Genomic DNA, 20,004 nt, shown 5'->3' with positions numbered 1-20,004 from the left:
GCTCAATGGTATCCGCGGCGCCGGTAGTCTCTTCCCGTGCGTCTGGGAATTCTCGACATCGGCTCGAACACCGTCCACCTCCTGGCCGCGGATGCCCGCCCCGGAGGCCGTCCGCTGGCGACCACCAGCGACCGCACGGTCGTGCGGCTCATGCGCTACCTCACTCCCGATGGAGCGATCAGCGAAGAGGGCGTGCAGGCGCTGGTCGCCGCGGTCACCCGCGCGCGCATGATCGCCGAGACCGAGCGCGTCGACACGCTGCTGGCCACGGCGACGAGCGCGGTGCGCGAGGCTCTCAACGGCGACGACGTCATCGCCCGCATCGAGGCGGCTCTCGGCCAGCCCCTGCAGGTGCTCAGCGGCGAGCAGGAGGCCGAGCTGACGTTCCTCGCGGTGCGGCGGTGGTTCGGATGGGATGCCGGACGCATCCTCCTGATGGACATCGGCGGCGGCTCTTTCGAGTTCGCGGCGGGTGCCGACGAGGTGCCGGAGGTGGCGGCATCCGTGCCCCTCGGCGCCGGCCGGATGACGGTGCAGTTCATGCCGAGCGATCCCCCCGGGGAGGATGCCGCGGCGCAGCTGCGTGCGCACGCCGAGGCGGTGCTCGCTCCCGTCGCGGAGCGGATCATGGCCCTCCCCCGCCCTGATCATGTGATCGGCTCGTCCAAGGCCATCCGCTCGCTCGCGAATCTCGCGGGTCGTGAGGTGACCGGCCTCGGCTTCGACCGCACGGTGCTGTCGCGGTCGTCGCTGGGCTCATGGATTCCGCGGCTCGCGCGGATTCCGGCATCCGCTCGTCAGGAGCTGCCGGGCATCACGGCCGACCGCGCGCTGCAGATCGTCGCGGCCGCTGTCTCTCTGCACACCGCGATGACGATGCTCAAGATCGACGAGCTCGAGGTGTCGCCATGGGCCCTGCGCGAGGGCGTGCTGCTGCGGTACACCGAGCAGCTCAGCTGGAGCGGTCAGGCACGATGAGCGACTTCGACGTGCCGCCGCGCACGCGTCGTGAGCGGCGCGAGGCGAGAGCGGATGCCGGCGCACCCGTGATCCTCACGGTCTGCACCGGCAACATCTGCCGCTCGCCGCAGGCCGAGGTGCTGCTGCGGGCGCGCCTTCGCGATCTCGATGTGCGGGTGCACAGTGCGGGCACGCGGGCTCTGGTCGAGCGCGAGATGGACCGCACCGCGCAGGAGCTCGCCCTGCAGCACGGCGCTTCGCCCGATGACCTCGCCGCGCACCGCGCGCGCTGGCTGCAGGAGCCGCTGGCCGACGACGCCGATCTCGTCCTCGCGATGTCGCGCGAGCATCGCACGGCCGCGGTCGAGCTGAGCCCGCGGCACCTGCGCCACACGTTCACGGTGCGCGAGTTCGCGCGTCTCGCATCGTCGCTGAGCGACGAGGAGATCAGAAGGGCAGCGGATGCCGCGGGCTCGACGCCTCGCGAGCGCCTCGCCGCCGCCGTCGCCGTGGTGTCGGGGCAGCGCGGGCTGACGGCACCGGCCGCACCGCAGGACGATGATGTGGTCGACCCCTACCGGCGTGAGCGCGAGGTGTACGTGGAATCCGCCGAGCAGCTGGCTCCGGCAGTCGACGCGACGGCGCGAGTCGTGCGCGTGGCGCTCAGCGGCGACTGACTATCCCAGCAGCGTCCCGAGCACGGTGAGCCCCACGCCCGTGAGGTTGTACACGACGTGCACGAGAACGGCGGGCCAGATCCGCCCTGTGAACATCACGAGTGAGCCGGTGACGAGGCCCAGCACGCTGAGCGAGAGGGCGACGTCGAGCGCCACGGGCGACACCAGCTGGTGGGCGAGCACGAAGAGGCCGGCCGTGACGACGACGGCGATGACCCCGGCGGGCAGGATGCCCTCGGATGCGGGGCGCCGCAGCATCCGTCGCACCACCGTGAAAAGCGCGACCAGCAGCATCCCGCGGAAGAAGAACTCCTCGACCACCGGCGCGACCACGCCGCCGGCGAGCAGCTCGTCGGCCCACCACAGCGGCGGCAGCGAGCCGTCGAGCGTGGGATAGGTCGGCATCGGGCCGGGCCCTGCGAGCCAGCCCTGCACGAGACGCACCGCGCTGCCGAGCACGACCGCGTAGAGCAGATCGACCGCACGGAACGCGAGGAGTCCGCGCGGCACGCCACGGCGGAAGGCGAAGACGACCGGCACGATGAGAGCGACCCAGAGCGCGACGGTTCCCCAGGTGGGCCCGACGAGGCTGCCGAGAGCGAACCCGGCGAGCAGCGCGGTCCCGAGGCCGAGGGCCGCCCAGCCGAGCACCTCGCTGTTCCAGCGCCGCACCGACGACCCGCCACGCCACCAGGGGCGGTGTCGGCGGGAACGGCGTTCGCGAGCGGGGGCGGTCATCGTTCCCACCGTATCGTTTACCGGAATATCTCTGCGCCCCGGCTATGGGACAATTAACCCGCGAACCGACGAGAGGCGCCATGGAACTCAGCGACTACATCCGCATCCTTCGTAAGAGCTGGCTAGTGATCGTCGTGACGACCCTGCTGGGGCTGGCGGCCGCCGCGGGATACTCCCTCACTCGCACTCCGCTGTACGAGTCGCAGAGCGTCGTGTTCGTGCAGTCGCAGGCCGGCACCGGCACGGTGAGCGAGCTGCAGCAGGGCTCGACGTTCGCGCAGTCGCGCATCACGACGTACGTGAGCCTGGTGCGCGAGCCCGTGGTGATGAACCCGGTGATCACCGAGCTCGGGCTGAACGTGAACGCCGACGAACTCGCCGAGAGCGTCAAGTCGTCGAGCCCGCTGAACAGCACGCTGATCCAGATCACGGTGCAGGATCCCGATCCGGTGATGGCTGCCGACATCGCGAACTCGCTGGGTGCGAGCCTCGCCGCCACCGTGGAGCGCATCGACACGCCGGCAGGCCAGGAGCAGAGCGCGATCAAGCTGACCCGGGTGCGCGATGCGGTCGCCGCGTACGCTCCTGTCAGCCCGAACGTTCCGCTGAACCTGGCGCTGGGCGTGCTGCTCGGTCTCGCTGTGGGCATCGGCATCGCGGTGCTGCGCTCAGTGCTCGACACGCGCGTGCGCTCGCCCCGCGACGTCGAGCAGCTGACCGACCGGCCGCTGATCGGCGCGATCCCGCTCGACCCGAAGGCGAAGGAGCGGCCGCTGATCATCCAGGCAGATCCGCTCAACCCGCGTTCTGAAGCGTTCCGGTCGCTGCGCACGAACCTGCAGTTCCTCGAGATGGACGGCGGGCACACGTTCGTCATCACCTCGAGCATCCCGACCGAGGGCAAGTCGACGACCACCCTCAACCTCGCGATCGCCCTCGCCGACAGCGGCAAGCGCGTGGCGCTGGTCGACACCGATCTGCGCAAGCCCAAGGTCGCCGAGTACCTCGGCATCGAGGGCGGCACTGGACTCACCGACGTGCTCATCGGGCGCGCCAAGGTGTCGGATGTGCTGCTCCCCTGGGGCAACCGCTCGCTGTACGTGCTGCCGGCTGGCAAGATTCCACCGAACCCCAGCGAGCTGCTGGGCTCTGCCCGCATGAAGAAGCTGCTCGAGGCGCTGTCGAAGGAGTTCGACATCGTGCTGTGCGACGCTCCGCCGCTGCTGCCGGTGACGGATGCCGCGGTGCTGTCGCGTGTGACCTCTGGCGCGATCATGGCGGTCGCCGTCGGCAAGACCACGACGCATCAGCTCGAGGGCGCGCTCGACGCGCTCGAGACGGTGGGTGCGAAGGTCGCTGGCGTGGTGCTGACGATGGTGCCGACCAAGGGCGCCGACGCGTACGGGTATGGATACGGCTACGGGTACGGCGGCTACGGCTACAAGACGCCGGCTGTGAAGGGCGTGGCTGCGAAGGCCAAGGCGCCCGCGCCGAAGCGCCGTGCCACCGCGAAGGCCTCGGTCTCTGCGGCCGACGCCGATTCCGACGCGTTCGACGATCTGCTCAAGCCCAGCTGAGCCCGTGGTTCGAAGGGCGGAGTTCGGCGGCACCGCCCGGGGATGGATCCTCGGCGGTGTGATCGTCGCGCTCGCGGCCGCTGCGGCCACGCTGACCGCGATGGCGATGGCGCACGTGTCTGCAGCGCCCTCCGACGAGAGTGTCGCCCCGGTGCCGACCTTCACGCAGGGCTCGCCGGCCACCTCCACCCCGACGCCGACCGCCACTCCCCCTGCTTTGTACGACCGGGCGCAGGAGCGTTTCGTCGCCGTGGGAGCCGAGGCGCTGTGGCGCGGCACCGCGGGGGCGTGCGAAGGGCCGGCACCGACTCTCGAGCGCTCGACGGACGACGGCGACACCTGGACCGATGTCACGCCGACCTATCTCGGCGTCGCACAGCTGGCGGGAGTGGCCGGGTTCGCAGGTACCGAAGCTGAGATCATCGCGGCGATGGGCGACGCGTGCGAGGTGCAGCTGCTGCGCACCTTCACGCAGGGCAAGTTCTGGGCGCCGTATCCCGACATTCTCGCCGGTGCCGCGTACGTGGATGCGGCCGACCCGTCGACTGTGGTGCGCGCAGGTGAGGCCATGGCTGCACCGTGCGACGATGCCCGCGGCCTGCGCGGGTCGGAGTCGGCTGTCGCCCTCGTGTGCGCCGGCATCGCGTATGTGCTCGACGGGGCCGAGTGGGCTCCGCTGATTCCGCAGAACGTGGCCGCTCTCGCGCTGGACGGCGACGATGTGGTGCTCGCGCACCTCGCGCCCGAGTGCACTGGTCTGGCGCTGACGAGGGTCGCTCCAGACGGGTCGACGACGGATGCCGGATGCGCCGATGTCGCAGATCCGGCCGCGCCAGCGGCACTGGCCGTCGCGGAAGATTACGTCGTGTTGTGGTCAGGTAACGACTGGGTGAATATCCCTCGCTGACACGCCCCGAGAGGCATATGCGCTCTGCTACTCTCCCCTTGGGGGATACCGGAATACTACGAGGGAACATTGACGTCGACGCATGAAATCGACGCGGCAATGACGACGCAAGAAGAGAGTGAAACCAAGACGGGTGTTGGGAGGCGCCCCCTTGGTTTCCTCAGAGCGCCCGGCGGCGGCGCGGATTGGCGCGAGCGCTATGCGCGCTACCTGCTGATCAGCGACTTTCTTGTGCTGATCTGGGTCGTGTACGGAACGCAGATCGCGTGGCTGGGCTTCGGCAACCCCGCCGTCGCACCCCAAACGAGTCTTCTCCCCGACATCTCTTACTGGCTGTTCTCTGCAGGTCTCGTGGTGCTGTGGACGTGGGCTCTCGGCCTCGCGGATTCGCGCAACTATCGGGTGATCGGCATCGGCACATCCGAGTATGTGCGGGTCGCACGAGCGAGCTTCGGGCTGTTCGGTCTGGTTGCGATCGTGTCGTTCCTCACCAAGGCCGAGGTCGCGCGTGGGTACCTGCTGATCGCGCTGCCCTTCGGCATCGTCATGCTCGTGCTGGTTCGCTGGTTGTGGCGACAGTGGCTCGTCTCGAACCGTCGCACCGGTGCGTACTCTGCCAGGGCCCTCCTGGTGGGCTCTGAAGCGGCGGTCGCTCACATCGCGAGCGAACTGCGCCGATCGACGGATGCCGGGTACAAGGTCATCGGTGCGTGCACGCCGACCGGGCGCATCGCCGACACCGTTCCGGGGACAGACATCCCCGTGATGGGCTCGGTCACGACCATCGAGCGCGCTCTCGAGGCAACCGGGGCGGATACCGTGATCATCGCGAGCAGCGGGGATCTACCGCCCGGTGGTGTGAAGCGCATCTCCTGGGCGCTCGAGGCCGGTCGTCAGCACCTCGTGCTCGCACCGAACATCACCGACATTGCCGGCCCGCGCATTCACGCGCGCCCTGTCGCCGGTCTTCCCTTGATCCACGTCGAAACTCCGCGCTTCAGCTCGGGCCAGCGCTTCGCGAAGCGCACAACCGACATCATCGGCTCGCTCCTGCTCATCGTGCTGTCGTCGCCCTTCCTGCTGGGGGTCGCGATCGCGGTCAAACTGACCAGCCCCGGCCCTCTGCTCTACAAGCAGGAGCGCGTCGGGCTGAACGGCCAGCCGTTCCGCATGCTCAAGTTCCGCTCGATGCGCACGGGCGCCGACCAAGAGCTCAAGGCTCTTCTCGAAGCCCAGGGCACAGACACGCAGCCTCTGTTCAAGGTGAAAGACGACCCGCGCATCACGCCCGTGGGCAAGTTCATCCGCAAGTACTCGCTCGATGAGCTGCCGCAGTTCTTCAACGTTTTGGGCGGTTCGATGAGCCTGGTCGGCCCTCGGCCGCAGATCGCTGCCGAGGTCGAGCTTTACACGGATGCTGCACGCCGGCGCCTGCTCGCACGCCCCGGCATCACGGGGCTCTGGCAGGTCAGTGGACGGTCGACGATGTCGTGGGAGGAAACCGTACGCTTGGACCTCTATTACGTGGAGAACTGGTCGTTCTTCGGAGATGTCGGGATCCTGTTGAAGACATTCAAGGCCGTGATCGTGCCGGGCGACTCGGCGCACTGACGCCATGGCAATGGAGACACGCGGATCGGTTCAGAGGCCGAGTCTCTCGGAACCCACAACTATGCAGACCAAGAGGAGCTATGTACATGGCCGCTAGTTCGGGATTCCAGTGCCAAGAAGTGCCTAGGCGCCGATCGCACCAATGCCCTCGTTGACACCTCAGCGCCGCGTCGTAATTGCTCAAGCGATTGGGCAGGGCAGCGTTCTCCTCGCCACGCCTTTGCTCAGTAGGATCGTGCCAGTTGCGGAGCTAGGCACTTACCAGATCGCGCTTGCGCTTGCGCTTGCTGTTCAGCCCCTTGCGACCTTGCGCGTGGATTTCGTCTTACCGGGCGTCCAAGATGATGGGGTGGCGAGGCGTCTGCTGCGTCTCGGTCACGCCGCAGGGTGGCTAGTGCTGGTCGTTGCGAGTCTTGTCGCGGCTGCACTCTTGCTGAGTGGAAATGTTGTAACCGCGGAGATCTTGGTACACGCGGGAGTGCTCGCAGTCGCATACAGTTGGTTGGCGATCGATGGTGGAAGATTTCTCCGCACACAAGACCTGAGCGCGCTTGCGATACGAAACCTGGTTTCAGGTCTCGCTGCATCACTTCTGCAGTGCGTCTTCGTTATCTTCTCTCCGACCGCCGCGGCGCTTACCTGTGCGATCGTCATTGCACGACTTCTCGCTGTAGCTCTCAGCCGGCGCAAGGCCTCCAAACAAGTCCGGAAACAAAGCTCGTGGAACGAAGAGAATCCATACACGCTTCAACGAATCGTGACGACAGTCTCAACGAGTCTCCTCGACACCGCCATACTTCAGAGCTTCGTCGTCATTCCTGGGGCCACGCTCGGCCCAGTCGCGGCGGGTTTCACGGGCATGAGCCAGCGCATCACGACTTCGCCCGCATCGTTAGTGGTAGGCGGAATAGGGCAGATCGCTCAAGCACGAGTCGCAGCCGAAATTCACACGGGCGAAGGCCGCGTGTTCACAGCACTGAAACCGATGCTCTTGCGTCTCGCCGGGGTGGCTTGCGTTATCGGTCTGGCCGTCGCGTTCGTTGCTCCTCTGCTTGTAGTGCCGATACTCGGCCCCTCCTGGCTACCGCTCCAGCAACTACTTCCGATCACGGCGCCGGCGCTAGCTCTGCAGCTAGTGAGTCTCACCCTCGTCCCCGTTGGAATGGTGCTGCGCGCCGAGAGGTCACTTCTAACGCTCAACGTAGTTCGCTTAGTCCTAATCGCTGGTGGCACGGCCGCCTCAGCGGTGCTGACGCAGGATCTCATCTTCACGGTTACCTGGTGGAGCGTCTCCACAACCGCAGGATACAGCGCACAGTTGTTGGTCATCACTCGAAAGGCAATTCAATGGGAGCGACACATGGTGGCTAACTCCGCATCAACCCAAAACACGGCACCTAACACGTCGGCGACTGGCCCGCACCCAGCGGTGAAGGATCAGCCCACCGTTCTCCTGCTGGCGAAACGATTCCCACCTGCCGCCGGCGGTGTCGCCCAGTACTCGATTCAAGTAGCACGCGCATACGCCAGACGTGGGTCCCGCGTCATCGCGGTCACACAAGCACTTACCGCTCCTGGCTGGAAGATCGATGATGACCAATCAGAAGTCCACATCCTGAACGTGGGTAAGGGCTCCCAGATCATCGCGTTCCTCAAGTTCTTGGTCGCCACCGCACGGATCCTTCGACAGCAACAGGTCCAACTCGTGCATGCGACCACTTGGAAGATGGCGCTCGTCGCGCGCGTCCTGGCGAGAAACACCCCCAGGATAGTCACTGTGCATGGCCGGGAGGCACTGAACGTGCCACGGATCGTCCGCCGAGTATTTGAGGGCACCCTTCAGGATGCCGACCTGGTGTTCGCGGTTTCACAGGCAACCAAGGACGTTGCGCTCGCACAGCTTCCCCCGGATAGTCCAGATGACAACTGGAGGGTGCAATACAACGGTCTCTCTCTGCCTGTGGAGGCAAAAGCTTCTGCGAACCGTCCCGTCGAGGTCTCCCCGGTCGAGATCCTCAGTTTGTGCAGGCTCGTCCCGCGAAAGAACGTTGCCGCTGCGCTGCGAGCGATGGCTCGGATCAGACAGACCGCGAACGTTGATCTCCACTTCAGAATTGCCGGAGCTGGCCCCGAAAGGGGCTCTCTCGAGAAGCTGGCTGAAGAACTCGGCATCAGTGATGTCGTAGATTTTCTTGGCTTCGTGGACGACGCCGACGTACCAGACCTTTACGCCACGTCGGACATCTTCATCCACCCCCACACCCACGTTGGCGAAGGAAACGACTTTGAGGGCTTTGGGATAACGATTGCTGACGCGATGTCGTTCGGGTGCACGCCTATCGTCGGCAGGGCGGGCGGTCCCGCCGAACTCGTAACTGATGGGATCGATGGTCGGCTGGTCGACGGACTCGACCTAGATGAGGTCACCGCTGCACTCGCAGAGCTGGTAGATGATCCCGCTCTTCGTGCTCGCCTCGGCACAGCCGCAAAACGGTCCGCTCTCGAACGCTTCTCCTGGGATAAGCACATCCAGCCAGCGGTCGCTCTCCTCCCTCGCTCAGGAAGCTGACATGAATGTCCTTGGACTCGTCCTCGTGGTCGTCGCCGCCGTCTGTGCGTTTGCGGTGATCTATCCATACCTCGTGTACCCCGCGCTGCTACGCCTGCTTCCGGCTGTGCAGTCGCAACAGGGAACAGACGATCCGCCGCGCGCCAGCGACTTCGCGATCCTCTTCTGTGCGTTCAACGAAGAGCGGAGCGCGCAGGCAAAGGTGGAGAATCTAAGTCGATTAAGAGAGCGGCATCCTGATTTAGAGATCCGAATCTACGACGATGCATCGACCGACCGCACAGCGGAGATTTTTGGCACGCTCGGACCGGGCGTTGTCCTGCGGAGTTCGGAGCGAGCGGGGAAGGCGACTGGCATGGCTCGTCTAGTAGCCAGCACCGAACGAGACATCCTGCTCTTCACTGATGCGAACGTGCTTCTAGCGGAAGACATCATCGATCGATCGGCTCCATACTTCTCAGACCCGACCGTCGGGGGAGTATGCGGGCACCTTAGCTACGATGCGGCAGAAGCCACTGCGACACAGGCCGCGGGCGGCGCCTACTGGCGTTTGGAAGAAGCGATCAAACGCTTGGAATCCCGTTCCGGCTCTGTGATAGGAGGTGACGGTTCCATATTTGTGATGCGACGAGAGCTCTATCCTGAGGTTCCGGCAACGGCTCAAGACGATTTCACTGCGACCATGAACGTCGTTTTCGAGAAGAAGCGGCTCGTCGTGGCCGACGACGTCATCGTTCGGGAAAGACTTGTCGCAAAATCAGGCGATGAGTATCGACGAAAGGTTCGTATTTCTGCCCGTGCAATGCATACTCATATGAAGATGCGGGATCGCCTCACGGAGATGTCAGCGCTCGACAGGTGGAAGTACGCATCTCATAAGGTCACAAGGTGGTTCGGGGCGCTCTTCCTCGGGCTCGGCCTGATCTCTGGAGTTCTTGGTCTCACGGTCGTGAGCCCGCCTGTAGGCTTCGCCACCTTGTCCATCGTCGGTGCGCTGGGACTCCTCATATGGTTCGTTCCTCAGCTCGGCGCGATTCGCGAAGTCATCATCGCAGTCTTAGCGACAGGCCAAGGCGTATTCTTAGCGCTGACAGGTGCCACCTTCGCGACATGGACACCGCCTCAGTCACGATAACGCGACTACTTACGTAACCCACTTTGATCTGCAGCCCTTGGCACTGGACAATCCGGCTGGTAAGGGCGTTTCGAAGCATTCAGGCGAAGAAGACAAGCATACGAAACGCCAAAACATACGGGTGGATCCCGCTGAGTGCAGACTTCTCTTAGCCCGATTCACCGTCAAGCAGCGGCGGCACGATATCCGTCATCGACGCATACCGGCTGTAATGGACACAACCCGGCTGCCCAGGCACAGTCTCTCCAGTGCTCCCGGCACCCGTGGCACTCCCTTGCAGGTGATCTCTTGCATAATGTGCCGCCGCAGGCCGCCACCGCGAGGAGGACTCTTGCCCGGTCGGAGCGAGGGCTTGGGATCTCGAGCCAGAAGATGAACCATCGCACGAGTGCCAATCTACGAGTGCGACGGCGTCGTCACGACATTTCCATGAGGCACTTGTCCGCATCGCGTTGCCGGCCGACCCAAAGTTCCAGAGGCGCCCCGATTCTCTCGGAAAGCGGCAGGGCGCGCCGCGCTACTCTGCGCGAACTCTTGCCGTGGGGCGTCTTCGCAACCGTCGCTGCGCCAAGCGTTCACGACGTCGCATCAAAGCAACTGACAGCCCGAAAGCTACCAACAACACGACTTGGGCCAGCACCCGATTCGCATTACTGAAGTGCCACGCGTTGACTGACCAAATGATGGTCGCCACAACTCCAATGTATGCAGCGATGGCAAAAACTCGTCTTTGTTGTGCCCCGCGATAGATAGCGATGCTGACGGCGCCAAAAAGAACCACAACCAGGAAAGCCGCGACGTCACCGGAACCGAGCACCACGGCTCTCATCATTGTCGAGGCGTTCGATAGCTGACCGGCACCGATATAGGTGAACTCCTCGTTATCAGCGTCTGTACCCGCGTCAACTCCCGTGCCGGTCAGCGCTAGAACGCCTGAAAGCAGACGAAGAGGGTAAATAACCGTACCGCCACCGCTAGAATGCCACGAAGAAAAGGTCGGAATATATCCAGCCGCCCACAAGCTAGCGCTTGACCAGGAACTCTCGTTCAACTGTGCATTTGCACCGGCGACGCGAATCGCGCGAGCACCCACGACGAAGAGCGTTAGCGCCGCCACAGCCGACATCCCCCAAGCCACTAGCTTCCAGGAGACTTTCTCGTTTCCAACCGCCACGGCTGCCGCTATGTAGCCAGCTACGAGCCACAGAAAGGAGACCAGGAAGTATGAGCGCTGAGTAGTGACGATGGTCCATGAAGCCGCGGAAATAAGGCTGAGCAGCAGCACGAACCATGTCCAGCGATTAGGACGCGCGCGCATCCGCACCCCAAGCGCGGCAAATCCAAACTGCATAAGAGCGTAACTCACCGTTCCGAACGTACTTCGAACAACCTCGCCCCGATAAATCAGGGCAGCGTTATCGCTACTTGCCTCGAGCGCACGCGAAATAGAGCTTGCAGATATGAGAGGTGTGCCAAGTTGAACGCTAAGCTGCAGGGCCCCAAGAAAACCGACCATTGCAGTTACGGCTATGACCCACGCTGGCATCAATATAACAGTTTCCACCTGAGTCTGCGTCAATTTCGGGGTTTCTTTTAAATCTTTCGAAACCAGGAGTGGAACCAGATTGAACGAGGCCGCCAACGCAAAAAGAAGAAACGTGCTCGACGCGTCATACAAATAGTTCTGCCCGAGAACCCCGCCCGCCAGGAAGAGGACCATCCAGCAGACATTCCAAAGCGTCGCGGGCGCAAAAAGCGAATGTGCTTTAGCGTAAAGGAATAAAAACAGGATAGCAAATATCAGCGCATATATGAAAAGGTATGAGGCGTTGATGGCATTCTCCACTCGCGTGCCGTGCGTCTCCAGTATAGACGCGCGCCTAAAGGACGGCGCATATTATTTGTGCGGCAGGGCCTACGGCCCGTCTTGGGCCAGTGTCCGCATTAATGACTGCGGGAAGCCGCACTTTCAACCGAGGCGCTACGAACTGTCGCGGGCGATCATACTGTTCAGCGGCGCGTTGACAACCGTTCATACCCCGGGCGATGGGGGCTGGATTGTTGCGTTGGCGAACCAGCGACGTCGTCGCGCGGCATTCAGCAGGTGCGCCCTCATAAGGCCTTCGGGTCATATGCGCCTGCCCTTGGGGGCAGTCATTTGTGCATGCGAGCTGCGCCGTCTGAGGATGGTTCCCACTTGATCAGCCACCCGCTGGAGTTCCTCGTGCGCGATCCTCATAGCGGCCACAGCCTCTTCCCGTCGTTGGATCTGAGCAGATAACCAGAACGAGATCTCATCCTCGGAACGATTCTCCGCATTGAAGGAGATGTGGTCTAGGCCGATCGTCGAGAAGTGCGCCGCGATCTTACGCTCAGGAGAAGGCGCAAGCTCGACCGGCATCGCGCCCGAAAGTAGACCAAGGATCAGAACGTGAAGACGGTCCGAGATCACCAACGCTGCCCGATCGTACGCTTGGGATACCCGCTCGGCGGATGCTTGGTCCTCTGGATCCCAGATGACAGCCCGGGTCTGGAGGATTGAGGAAAGGGTTTGGGCGCGCTCGTCGTCCACGTCCACCTGCGAGACCGCAACGACTTCAAGACCCGTGCTTTGCCCGACGCTTCTAATCGCGTCCAGCGCTTGTCTGGAAGGAAGCGGTCGATCGCCACGGAGGGAGACAATAAGCAAGTCTCGGGTATCTGCGCCTGCACGAGGATTCCTCGAGAAGGCAATGTCGGGAACGAGAACCCCAGTGCGTGCTTCCGCTTTGCTCCACGGCTCACGCCATAGGCAAACATCAGCGAGCCGCGCGAAGAGGCGATGAAGAGAAAGAGTGATTGTTGATTTAGACGCTGCTCGCTGCTGCGCGAGCGCGTGCGGAGGAATAATTATCGCACCACCGCGAGCCTTTATCACCAGCCCGACGGCCAAGTGAAAAAGGTGATGTGGTAAGCGATTCCGCCCAACCCATGTTTCACCAGGATCGGTGACGAGGATTGGCTTTTTAGGCCCGAAGGCTCCTTTTAACAGCCATACGATCCGTTCTCTGCTCCCTCCGAACACCATGGTGTCTTGCGCCGTGAAATCCATCGCGTCTAGCCAGCTTTGCGGGTGCGATCCAACGAATGCGGAGACACCACTTGGTGTCCGCACCCATTCAAGCGAAGCGCGACGGATCAAGATATCGCCCAGATTTCCGTCAGGGCCGGTCATGCTGATGAAAACCCGTGAATCCACGTCAACAAGTTAGCATCGCGTGGTCGACTCGCCAGACCCAGTTCAGCACCACAGAGCTTCGCCGCATGCTTACGAGCTGTCTGCGATCAACGAAGAAGTTCTTCACGCCCAGTGGCAGCAACGCGTGCTCCAGCCACGGCTCCACGCCTGTTGGTCGAAGCCAGGCCTCCACGGGCAAGGGCAAGTAAGTGGCCGAGAACATCCGATCAGAGCGAAGCCCGCGGGCAGTGGAATCCGGAGTCGCGGCCCGACCTCGCACATCGGCATATCGGGCTTAGTCAAGTCTGCTAAGCATGAGTTGTCCCATCCTGCAAGGAGCCCAGTGAAACTCTCAGTCATCGGTTGCGGTTACCTCGGCGCTGTGCACGCAGCCGCCATGGCATCGATCGGTCACGACGTCGTTGGTATCGACGTCGACGAGCGCAAGATCGCGGCGCTCTCGGCCGGTGAGGCTCCCTTCTTCGAGCCAGGGCTACCCGAGCTGCTCACGCAAGGCGTGGCGGCGGGAAACCTGCGCTTCACGATCAACATGTCGGCGGCCCAGGGGGCACAGGTGCACTTCGTGGGCGTCGGCACCCCGCAGCAGAAAGACAGCCACGCGGCTGATCTGACGTACGTGAACGCAGCGATCGACGCGCTCATCCCGTATCTGAACCCGGGCGACATCGTTGCCGGCAAGTCGACGGTTCCGGTCGGTACCGCAGCAGTTCTCGCTGAGCGGGTCGCGCCGACCGGCGCCACCCTGGTCTGGAATCCCGAGTTCCTTCGCGAGGGCTGGGCGGTGGAAGACACGATCGACCCCGACCGGCTCGTGGTGGGAGTTCCGGGCGCGCGGACGGTGTCTGCGACGCAGATCGTGGGCGGCTTGTCGGATATGCATGAAGACGTGTCGTCTCGCTTCGCTCGCTCAACGACCGCGGGGAGCGACTCGACAGGCTCGACGTCGGCAGCACTCCCGGCAGAGGGAGAGCGCGCGGCCGACATTCTCCGCGAGGTGTACCACCCGGCTGTCGCCAAGGGCACGCCGTTCATCGTGACCGACCTCGCGACCGCCGAGCTCGTCAAGGTGGCCGCGAACGCGTTCCTCGCGACGAAGATCTCATTCATCAACGCCATGGCCGAGATCGCCGAGGCCACCGGCGCCGATGTGACGCAGCTCGCCGACGCGATCGGACACGACGCTCGCATCGGCCGTCGCTTCCTCGGCGCCGGCATCGGCTTCGGAGGCGGTTGCCTCCCCAAGGACATCCGCGCCTTCGCCGCCCGAGCCGAGGAACTCGGTCGTGGCGAATCGGTGAGCTTCCTCCGCGAGGTCGACGCGATCAACCTGCGTCGCCGCGAGCGCGCGGTGCAGCTCGTGGTCGACGCGTTCGACGGCCAGGTCGTGGGCAAGAAGGTCACGGTGCTCGGCGCCGCGTTCAAGCCGCACAGCGACGACATCCGCGACTCCCCCGCGCTCGACGCTGCCGTTCGCCTGCGCGGCCTGGGCGCCGATGTGACCGTCACCGACCCGCAAGCGATCGAGAACGCCCGTCGCCAGCATCCGCAGCTCGCCTACGTCGATGACCGCGACGATGCGCTGCGTGGCGCCGATGCCGTGATCGTCGTGACCGAGTGGGACGAGTACCGACGCGACCTCAGCCCCGCGCATGCCTCGAGCCTCGTGCACGGAAAGATCATCGTCGACGGACGTAACTGTCTCGACGCCGCTGCCTGGCGTGCCGAGGGCTGGGCGTACTACGGCATGGGCCGCCCCTGACCACGGCTATCGTGTCTCTGTGACTTCCGAGAGCCCCTCCGCACGACGTCGGCGCCGCGCAGGGCGGATCTCGGCGTGGGTCTTCGGCGGCATCCTGATCGTCGCGGTCGCCTGCGCCGCGTGGATCGGCGTCCGCGGGTTCCTCGCCTATCAGCACCTCGACAGCGCCCGCGCCTCGGCCGACGGCGCCACCGCGGTGCTCGCCGATCCGACCAAGGCCCCTGCGCTGATCGAGCGCGTCTCGGCCGACACCTCGGCGGCGCGCGAACTCACTGACGACGTCATCTGGAAGATCGGCGAGCGACTCCCCTGGGTCGGCCCGCAGCTCGCGGCGGTGTCGACCGTGTCATCCGCTCTCGACGACGTCGCCTCGCACGCGCTCGACCCGCTGGCCACCGTCGCCGCGAACTTCTCGCTCGACAGCATCCGCCCCCAGAATGGCGCGATCGCTCTTGGTCCGTTCTCCGAGATCGCGCCCGCTGCCACCACGAGCGCCGAAGCACTCGGCACGGCCCGCGAGGCGATCACCGGCATCGACACCGCTCCGCTGCTGGGCCCCGTGCGCGACGCGGTCACCGAAGTCTCCGACCTGATCACCGAGGCGTACACGGGCGTCGACGCGCTGCGCCGCGCCTCGACTCTCGTGCCCGCGATGCTCGGCGCCGACGGCGCCCGCGACTATCTCATCGTGTTCCAGAACAACGCCGAGTGGCGCTCTCTCGGCGGGAACGTGGGCGCCATGCTGCAGCTGCACACCGAGAACGGCGCCATGACCATCACGGCACAGGCGTCGTCATCCGACTTCCCCACCTACGACGAGCCGGTCGTGCCGCTCGCCCCCGAAGAGCAGCAGATCTTCGGCACCCAGCCCGCCCGGTGGATCCAGAACGTCGGCCAGATCCCCGACTTCACTCGCGGTGCGCCGATCGCCCGCGAGATGTGGCTGCGCGAGCAGGGCGTCGAGGTCGACGGGGTGATCTCGCTCGACCCCGTCGCGCTCTCCTACCTGCTCGAAGCCACAGGTCCCGTCACCCTGCCGACCGGCGACACGCTCACGAGTGAGAACGCGGTCGACCTGCTGCTGAATGGTGTCTACCTGCGCTACGAGCAGCCACGCGAGCAGGACGGCTTCTTCGCGGCGGCGGCCAGCGCCGTGTTCGACGCGCTCACCTCGGGCGGCGGGTCGCCCGCCGACCTGCTCGCCGCGATGGCCCGCGCCGGTTCGGAGCACCGTCTGCTCCTGTGGAACAGCGACCAGGCCGAGCAGGCCGTGCTCGACGGCACCACGCTGCAGGGCGCTCTGCCCGAGACCGACGGCGACACCACGTCGTTCGGCGTATACGCCAACGACGCCACCGCCTCGAAGATGGACTACTACCAGTCGCTCGAGACGTCGACGGCCTGGTGCGGCGCCGATGACGCGCAGTTGACCGTCACGATCCGAAACGACGCGCCATCCGACGCCGCAAACCTCCCCACCTACATCACCGGCGGCGGCAGCCACGGCGTGCCACCCGGCGAGGCCAAGACCGTCACGTACGTGTACCTGCCGCAGGGATCGACCCTGGTGTCGTCGACCGCCGCCGGATCCCGCGAGTCCGCGGGAATCGGCAGTGGAATCGACGCCGGCCGTGACGTGCTCATCTGGACGACGCAGCTCGCTCCCGGCGAGAGCATGACCCTCACCACCCGAGTGAGCGCACCGCGGACGGCAGAGATCGTTACACGAACGACACCCACAATTCACGTCATAGACTCTTCCGTGGTTGCGCCGATGTGCGATATGCCGGGATAATGATAAGCCAAGAGGGGGGCTTCTGGTGGGAGACCATCGTGTGGCTTCCCAGTTCTTGACTCTCGGCGTCCTCCCCCAGTCCGCCGGCCTGCATCACAAGACTCCCCCAGAGAGGCCAGCCATGAAGCGCACATTCATCAAGGCAGCCGCCGCGACCGCTCTCGTCGCCGGCGCCCTGTTCGTCACCCCCACCATCGCCAACGCGTCGTACACTCCCCCGACGACCGGCACCGTCAGCTCGGCGACCGTCGCAGCGGGCGGATCGTTCACCTTCTCCGTTCCCGGCGACGTCTTCGCTCCCGGCGAGTCGGTCACCATCAGCCTCACCGGTGAGAGCGCCCTCGGCGCCTCGCTCGGTTACGTGAAGTTCGCCGTCGAGACCAAGGCTCTCGGCACCGTCACCGCCACCGCTGACGGCGGTGTCGCACCCGTGAAGATCACCCTCCCGAGCAACGCCTCGGGCCGCTACACGATCCTCGCGACCTCCGCCTCGAACCCGACCGGCGTGGTCGCCTACGTCACCGTCTCGGGCTCGGCGAGCACCGACAACAGCCTCGCGACCACGGGTCTCGACAACGCTGCACTGCTGCCCATCTGGGTCGGCGGCGGCGCACTCGTGCTCGTCGGCGGCGGCCTCGCGGTCGCCGCGACGGTCCGTCGCAACCGCAAGCAGGAAGCTGCCTGATCCAGGCTCGGCTGAACGAAGAAGCGCTCCGGTTCCTTGAACCGGAGCGCTTCTTCGTTCAGCGCCAGAACCCGCTGAGGCGCTCGGCGAGAGCCCGCCCCTGATCGAACCCCGATCGGGCGGCCTCGGCACGCAGCGAAGGATCCATGGCGGTGGCGCCCAGCATCCGCTCGGTGCCCTCCCCCGGAAAGATCGTCTCGACCAGGCTGCCCGACGCCCGCAGCTCGGCGGTCTGAGTCGCGAGGTCTGTGCCCCAGGAGAGCGGATGCCGGGTGCGCCCGCCGAACGGAGACAGCACCAGCACGCGGTCGGACCCGGCCGCCAGATCGGCGTTCTCATTGCGGCGGTATCCGCCGTCGATGTAGCGCTCCTCGCCGATCGCGTAGGCGAATCCGCTCGAACAGCTTGCGGCGACGGCATCCGTCAGATCCACTCCGCCGTCGCGGTCGAACACGACGGGTGCGCCCGTGCGCGCGTCGACCGCCGTGATCCGCAGCAGACGATCGGGCCACTCGGCACCGGGCAGCCGCCGCGCGACGATGCCACGCCAGTGCGCCGACTTCTCCCCGTCGGGGTCGATCGCGATCGCTGCCGCGCCCATCCGGCGCCGCATCTCGGCAGCATCCGACGCCTCGGCGATGATCGCGGCCGTGCGCGCCATGTTGTCGGCGGCTGCCTGCGTGTGAACGGGGCCGACCCGTGCGGGGACCGGGGCCAGCGAGGCCTCGAACAGCTCGGTGGACGACGCGGTGGCCAGCTGTGCCGCCGACGTCGCACCCGCCGAGGTCCCGACCATCAGATCGGTGTCGGTCACGTCCAGGCCGCCCTCGAGGAGTCCAGCCGTCACGCCGATCATCCATGCGTTGCCGGTCGAGCCGCCGCCGGCCAGAACAAGTGCGGTTCGGGTCATGCCGCCATCATCTCGCATGCAGACGAAGAAGCGGGCGGATGCTGTGACAGCATCCGCCCGCGTCGAACGATCCCTCAGAGCGCGAGACGCTCGCGCACCACGTCGGCCAGACGCGAGGCGTAGGCCTGCACCGACTCGGCGTCGGCTGCTTCGACCATGACCCGCACCAGCGGCTCGGTGCCCGACTTGCGCAGCAGCACGCGACCGGTGTCGCCCAGCTCGGCCTCGACCTCGCGGACGGCGGCCTGCACGACCTCGTCGCCCTCGAGCGCATCCTTGTCGACGTCGCGCACGTTGATGAGCACCTGCGGGTAGACCTTCATGACGCTCGCGAGCTCGGCGGCGGTCTTCTTCTGCCGCGCCATCTCGCTCACCAGGTGCAGACCTGTCAGCAGGCCGTCACCCGTGGTGGCGTACTCGCTCATGATCACGTGGCCCGACTGCTCGCCACCGAGAGCGTAGCCGCCGGCGTTCATGTCTTCGAGCACGTAGCGGTCGCCGACAGCCGTCTGTCGCACCGTGATGCCGTGCTCGCGCATCGCGACGTGGAGGCCGAGGTTGCTCATGACCGTGGCGACCAGGGTGTCGTCGGTCAGGTGACCGCGCTCCTTCATCGACACGGCGAGGATCGCCATGATCTGGTCGCCGTCGATGACCTTGCCCTCGGCATCCACGGCAAGGCAGCGATCGGCGTCGCCGTCGTGCGCGATGCCGATGTCGGCGCCGAGGCGCACCACCGCTTCCGCGAGCTGGTCGAGATGAGTCGAGCCCACGCCGTCGTTGATGTTCCAGCCGTCGGGGTCGGCGCCGATGACCGTGACGTCGGCTCCTGCATCCTTGAACGTCTCAGGAGAGACGCCGGATGCCGCGCCCGGGGCGCAGTCGAGCACGACCTTGATGCCGTCGAGCGGATGCGGGATCGACCCGAGCAGGTGCACCACGTAGCGGTCTTCGGCATCGGCGAAGCGGATGATCCGCCCCACGCTCGCGCCGGTCGGGCGCAGCTTCTCGCCCGCCATCGCGGCCTCGATGCGCTCTTCGACGACGTCAGGCAGCTTCACTCCGCCGCGGGCGAAGATCTTGATGCCGTTGTCCTGCGCAGGGTTGTGCGAGGCCGAGATCATCACGCCGAAATCGGCGTCACGGTCGGCGACGAGGAAGGCGAGAGCCGGGGTCGGGATGACGCCCGCTTCGAGCACGTCGACACCCGAGGAGGCGAGGCCGGCGGCGACTGCGGCGGTCAGGAAGTGGCCAGAGACCCGGGGGTCTCGTGCCACGACTGCGGTGAGTCGCTTGCCAGCGGCTTTGCGAGCCTCCGCAGTACGGCCCTGGCCCAGGACGACAGCAGTCGCCTGGGCCAGGGTGAGCGCGAGATCGGCGGTGAGGGTGCCATTGGCAAGCCCCCGCACGCCGTCCGTGCCAAAGATCGGCATCGGTCGGTGA

General features: G+C 65.3%; 15 protein-coding genes. 10 read left to right on the top strand and 5 right to left on the bottom strand.

All coding sequences use genetic code 11. The features are described from left to right. Positions 1–36 precede the first annotated feature (36 nt). Both RS84_RS11670 and RS84_RS11665 read left to right on the top strand, forming a co-directional pair. Complete coding sequence (locus RS84_RS11670; RefSeq protein ID WP_045257934.1) at positions 37–978, top strand: Ppx/GppA phosphatase family protein; 942 nt, start codon at positions 37–39, stop codon at positions 976–978. After that, positions 975–1,637: a hypothetical protein gene (locus RS84_RS11665; RefSeq protein ID WP_045257933.1), complete on the top strand. Its 663-nt coding sequence runs from the start codon at positions 975–977 to the stop codon at positions 1,635–1,637. The genes RS84_RS11670 and RS84_RS11665 overlap by 4 nt, the downstream gene beginning before the upstream one ends. On the opposite strand, the gene RS84_RS11660 is transcribed toward RS84_RS11665, so the two are convergent. Continuing rightward, positions 1,638–2,375: a CPBP family intramembrane glutamic endopeptidase gene (locus tag RS84_RS11660; RefSeq protein WP_082062159.1), complete on the bottom strand. Its 738-nt coding sequence runs from the start codon at positions 2,373–2,375 to the stop codon at positions 1,638–1,640. It lies immediately after the preceding gene. Positions 2,376–2,455: 80 nt separating this feature from the next. On the opposite strand from RS84_RS11660, the gene RS84_RS11655 reads away from it, so the two are divergent. From RS84_RS11655 to RS84_RS11635, 5 genes are all read left to right on the top strand, one after another. Further along, entirely contained in the window at positions 2,456–3,952 is a 1,497-nt protein-coding gene (locus RS84_RS11655) for a polysaccharide biosynthesis tyrosine autokinase (protein WP_082062158.1), read from the top strand. Positions 3,953–3,956: 4 nt separating this feature from the next. After that, on the top strand, positions 3,957–4,859 hold the full coding sequence (locus RS84_RS11650; RefSeq protein ID WP_052676342.1) for a hypothetical protein: 903 nt from the start codon (positions 3,957–3,959) through the stop codon (positions 4,857–4,859). A 99-nt stretch (positions 4,860–4,958) separates the two neighbouring features. Beyond that, positions 4,959–6,470 carry a sugar transferase gene (locus tag RS84_RS11645; RefSeq protein ID WP_045257931.1) on the top strand — a complete coding sequence of 504 codons (1,512 nt, stop codon included), beginning with the start codon at positions 4,959–4,961 and terminating at the stop codon, positions 6,468–6,470. Positions 6,471–6,705: 235 nt separating this feature from the next. Next, complete coding sequence (locus RS84_RS18955; RefSeq protein ID WP_160298178.1) at positions 6,706–9,039, top strand: glycosyltransferase; 2,334 nt, start codon at positions 6,706–6,708, stop codon at positions 9,037–9,039. Continuing rightward, positions 8,921–10,174: a glycosyltransferase gene (locus RS84_RS11635; RefSeq protein ID WP_152641809.1), complete on the top strand. Its 1,254-nt coding sequence runs from the start codon at positions 8,921–8,923 to the stop codon at positions 10,172–10,174. The genes RS84_RS18955 and RS84_RS11635 overlap by 119 nt, the downstream gene beginning before the upstream one ends. A gap of 517 nt (positions 10,175–10,691) precedes the next feature. On the opposite strand, the gene RS84_RS18950 is transcribed toward RS84_RS11635, so the two are convergent. Then, on the bottom strand, positions 10,692–12,020 hold the full coding sequence (locus tag RS84_RS18950; protein ID WP_160298177.1) for an oligosaccharide repeat unit polymerase: 1,329 nt from the start codon (positions 12,018–12,020) through the stop codon (positions 10,692–10,694). Positions 12,021–12,302: 282 nt separating this feature from the next. Continuing rightward, positions 12,303–13,412, bottom strand: coding sequence for a polysaccharide pyruvyl transferase family protein (locus RS84_RS18945; RefSeq protein WP_152641808.1), 1,110 nt, complete (start codon positions 13,410–13,412; stop codon positions 12,303–12,305). A gap of 322 nt (positions 13,413–13,734) precedes the next feature. Between RS84_RS18945 and RS84_RS11625 the strand changes: the two genes are divergently transcribed. From RS84_RS11625 to RS84_RS11615, 3 genes are all read left to right on the top strand, one after another. After that, positions 13,735–15,171 carry a UDP-glucose dehydrogenase family protein gene (locus RS84_RS11625; protein WP_045257927.1) on the top strand — a complete coding sequence of 479 codons (1,437 nt, stop codon included), beginning with the start codon at positions 13,735–13,737 and terminating at the stop codon, positions 15,169–15,171. Positions 15,172–15,190: 19 nt separating this feature from the next. Beyond that, a complete protein-coding gene (locus tag RS84_RS11620) occupies positions 15,191–16,966 on the top strand; it encodes a DUF4012 domain-containing protein (RefSeq protein WP_235281478.1) in 1,776 nt (591 codons plus the stop codon). Positions 16,967–17,087: 121 nt separating this feature from the next. Beyond that, on the top strand, positions 17,088–17,651 hold the full coding sequence (locus RS84_RS11615) for a hypothetical protein (protein ID WP_045257926.1): 564 nt from the start codon (positions 17,088–17,090) through the stop codon (positions 17,649–17,651). Between the two features lie 58 nt (positions 17,652–17,709). Here RS84_RS11615 and RS84_RS11610 read toward each other — a convergent pair whose 3' ends face one another. Together RS84_RS11610 and glmM are read right to left on the bottom strand one after the other, a co-directional pair. Continuing rightward, entirely contained in the window at positions 17,710–18,561 is an 852-nt protein-coding gene (locus RS84_RS11610) for a patatin-like phospholipase family protein (protein WP_052676341.1), read from the bottom strand. Positions 18,562–18,635: 74 nt separating this feature from the next. After that, a complete protein-coding gene (gene glmM / locus RS84_RS11605; RefSeq protein ID WP_045257924.1) occupies positions 18,636–19,994 on the bottom strand; it encodes a phosphoglucosamine mutase in 1,359 nt (452 codons plus the stop codon). Positions 19,995–20,004 lie beyond the last annotated feature (10 nt).

The organism is Microbacterium hydrocarbonoxydans, assembly GCF_000956475.1.
Classification (GTDB): domain Bacteria; phylum Actinomycetota; class Actinomycetes; order Actinomycetales; family Microbacteriaceae; genus Microbacterium; species Microbacterium hydrocarbonoxydans_A.
This window is presented reverse-complemented; position numbering and strand designations above follow the sequence as displayed.

Coding starts and splice junctions, on each gene's coding strand:
- RS84_RS11610 (WP_052676341.1), bottom strand. CDS start 18,561: ATGACCCGAACCGCACTTGTTCTGGCCGGCGGCGGCTCGACCGGCAAC.
- RS84_RS11645 (WP_045257931.1), top strand. CDS start 4,959: ATGACGACGCAAGAAGAGAGTGAAACCAAGACGGGTGTTGGGAGGCGC.
- RS84_RS11665 (WP_045257933.1), top strand. CDS start 975: ATGAGCGACTTCGACGTGCCGCCGCGCACGCGTCGTGAGCGGCGCGAG.
- glmM (WP_045257924.1), bottom strand. CDS start 19,994: ATGCCGATCTTTGGCACGGACGGCGTGCGGGGGCTTGCCAATGGCACC.
- RS84_RS11635 (WP_152641809.1), top strand. CDS start 8,921: ATGATCCCGCTCTTCGTGCTCGCCTCGGCACAGCCGCAAAACGGTCCG.
- RS84_RS11655 (WP_082062158.1), top strand. CDS start 2,456: ATGGAACTCAGCGACTACATCCGCATCCTTCGTAAGAGCTGGCTAGTG.
- RS84_RS11660 (WP_082062159.1), bottom strand. CDS start 2,375: ATGACCGCCCCCGCTCGCGAACGCCGTTCCCGCCGACACCGCCCCTGG.
- RS84_RS11615 (WP_045257926.1), top strand. CDS start 17,088: ATGAAGCGCACATTCATCAAGGCAGCCGCCGCGACCGCTCTCGTCGCC.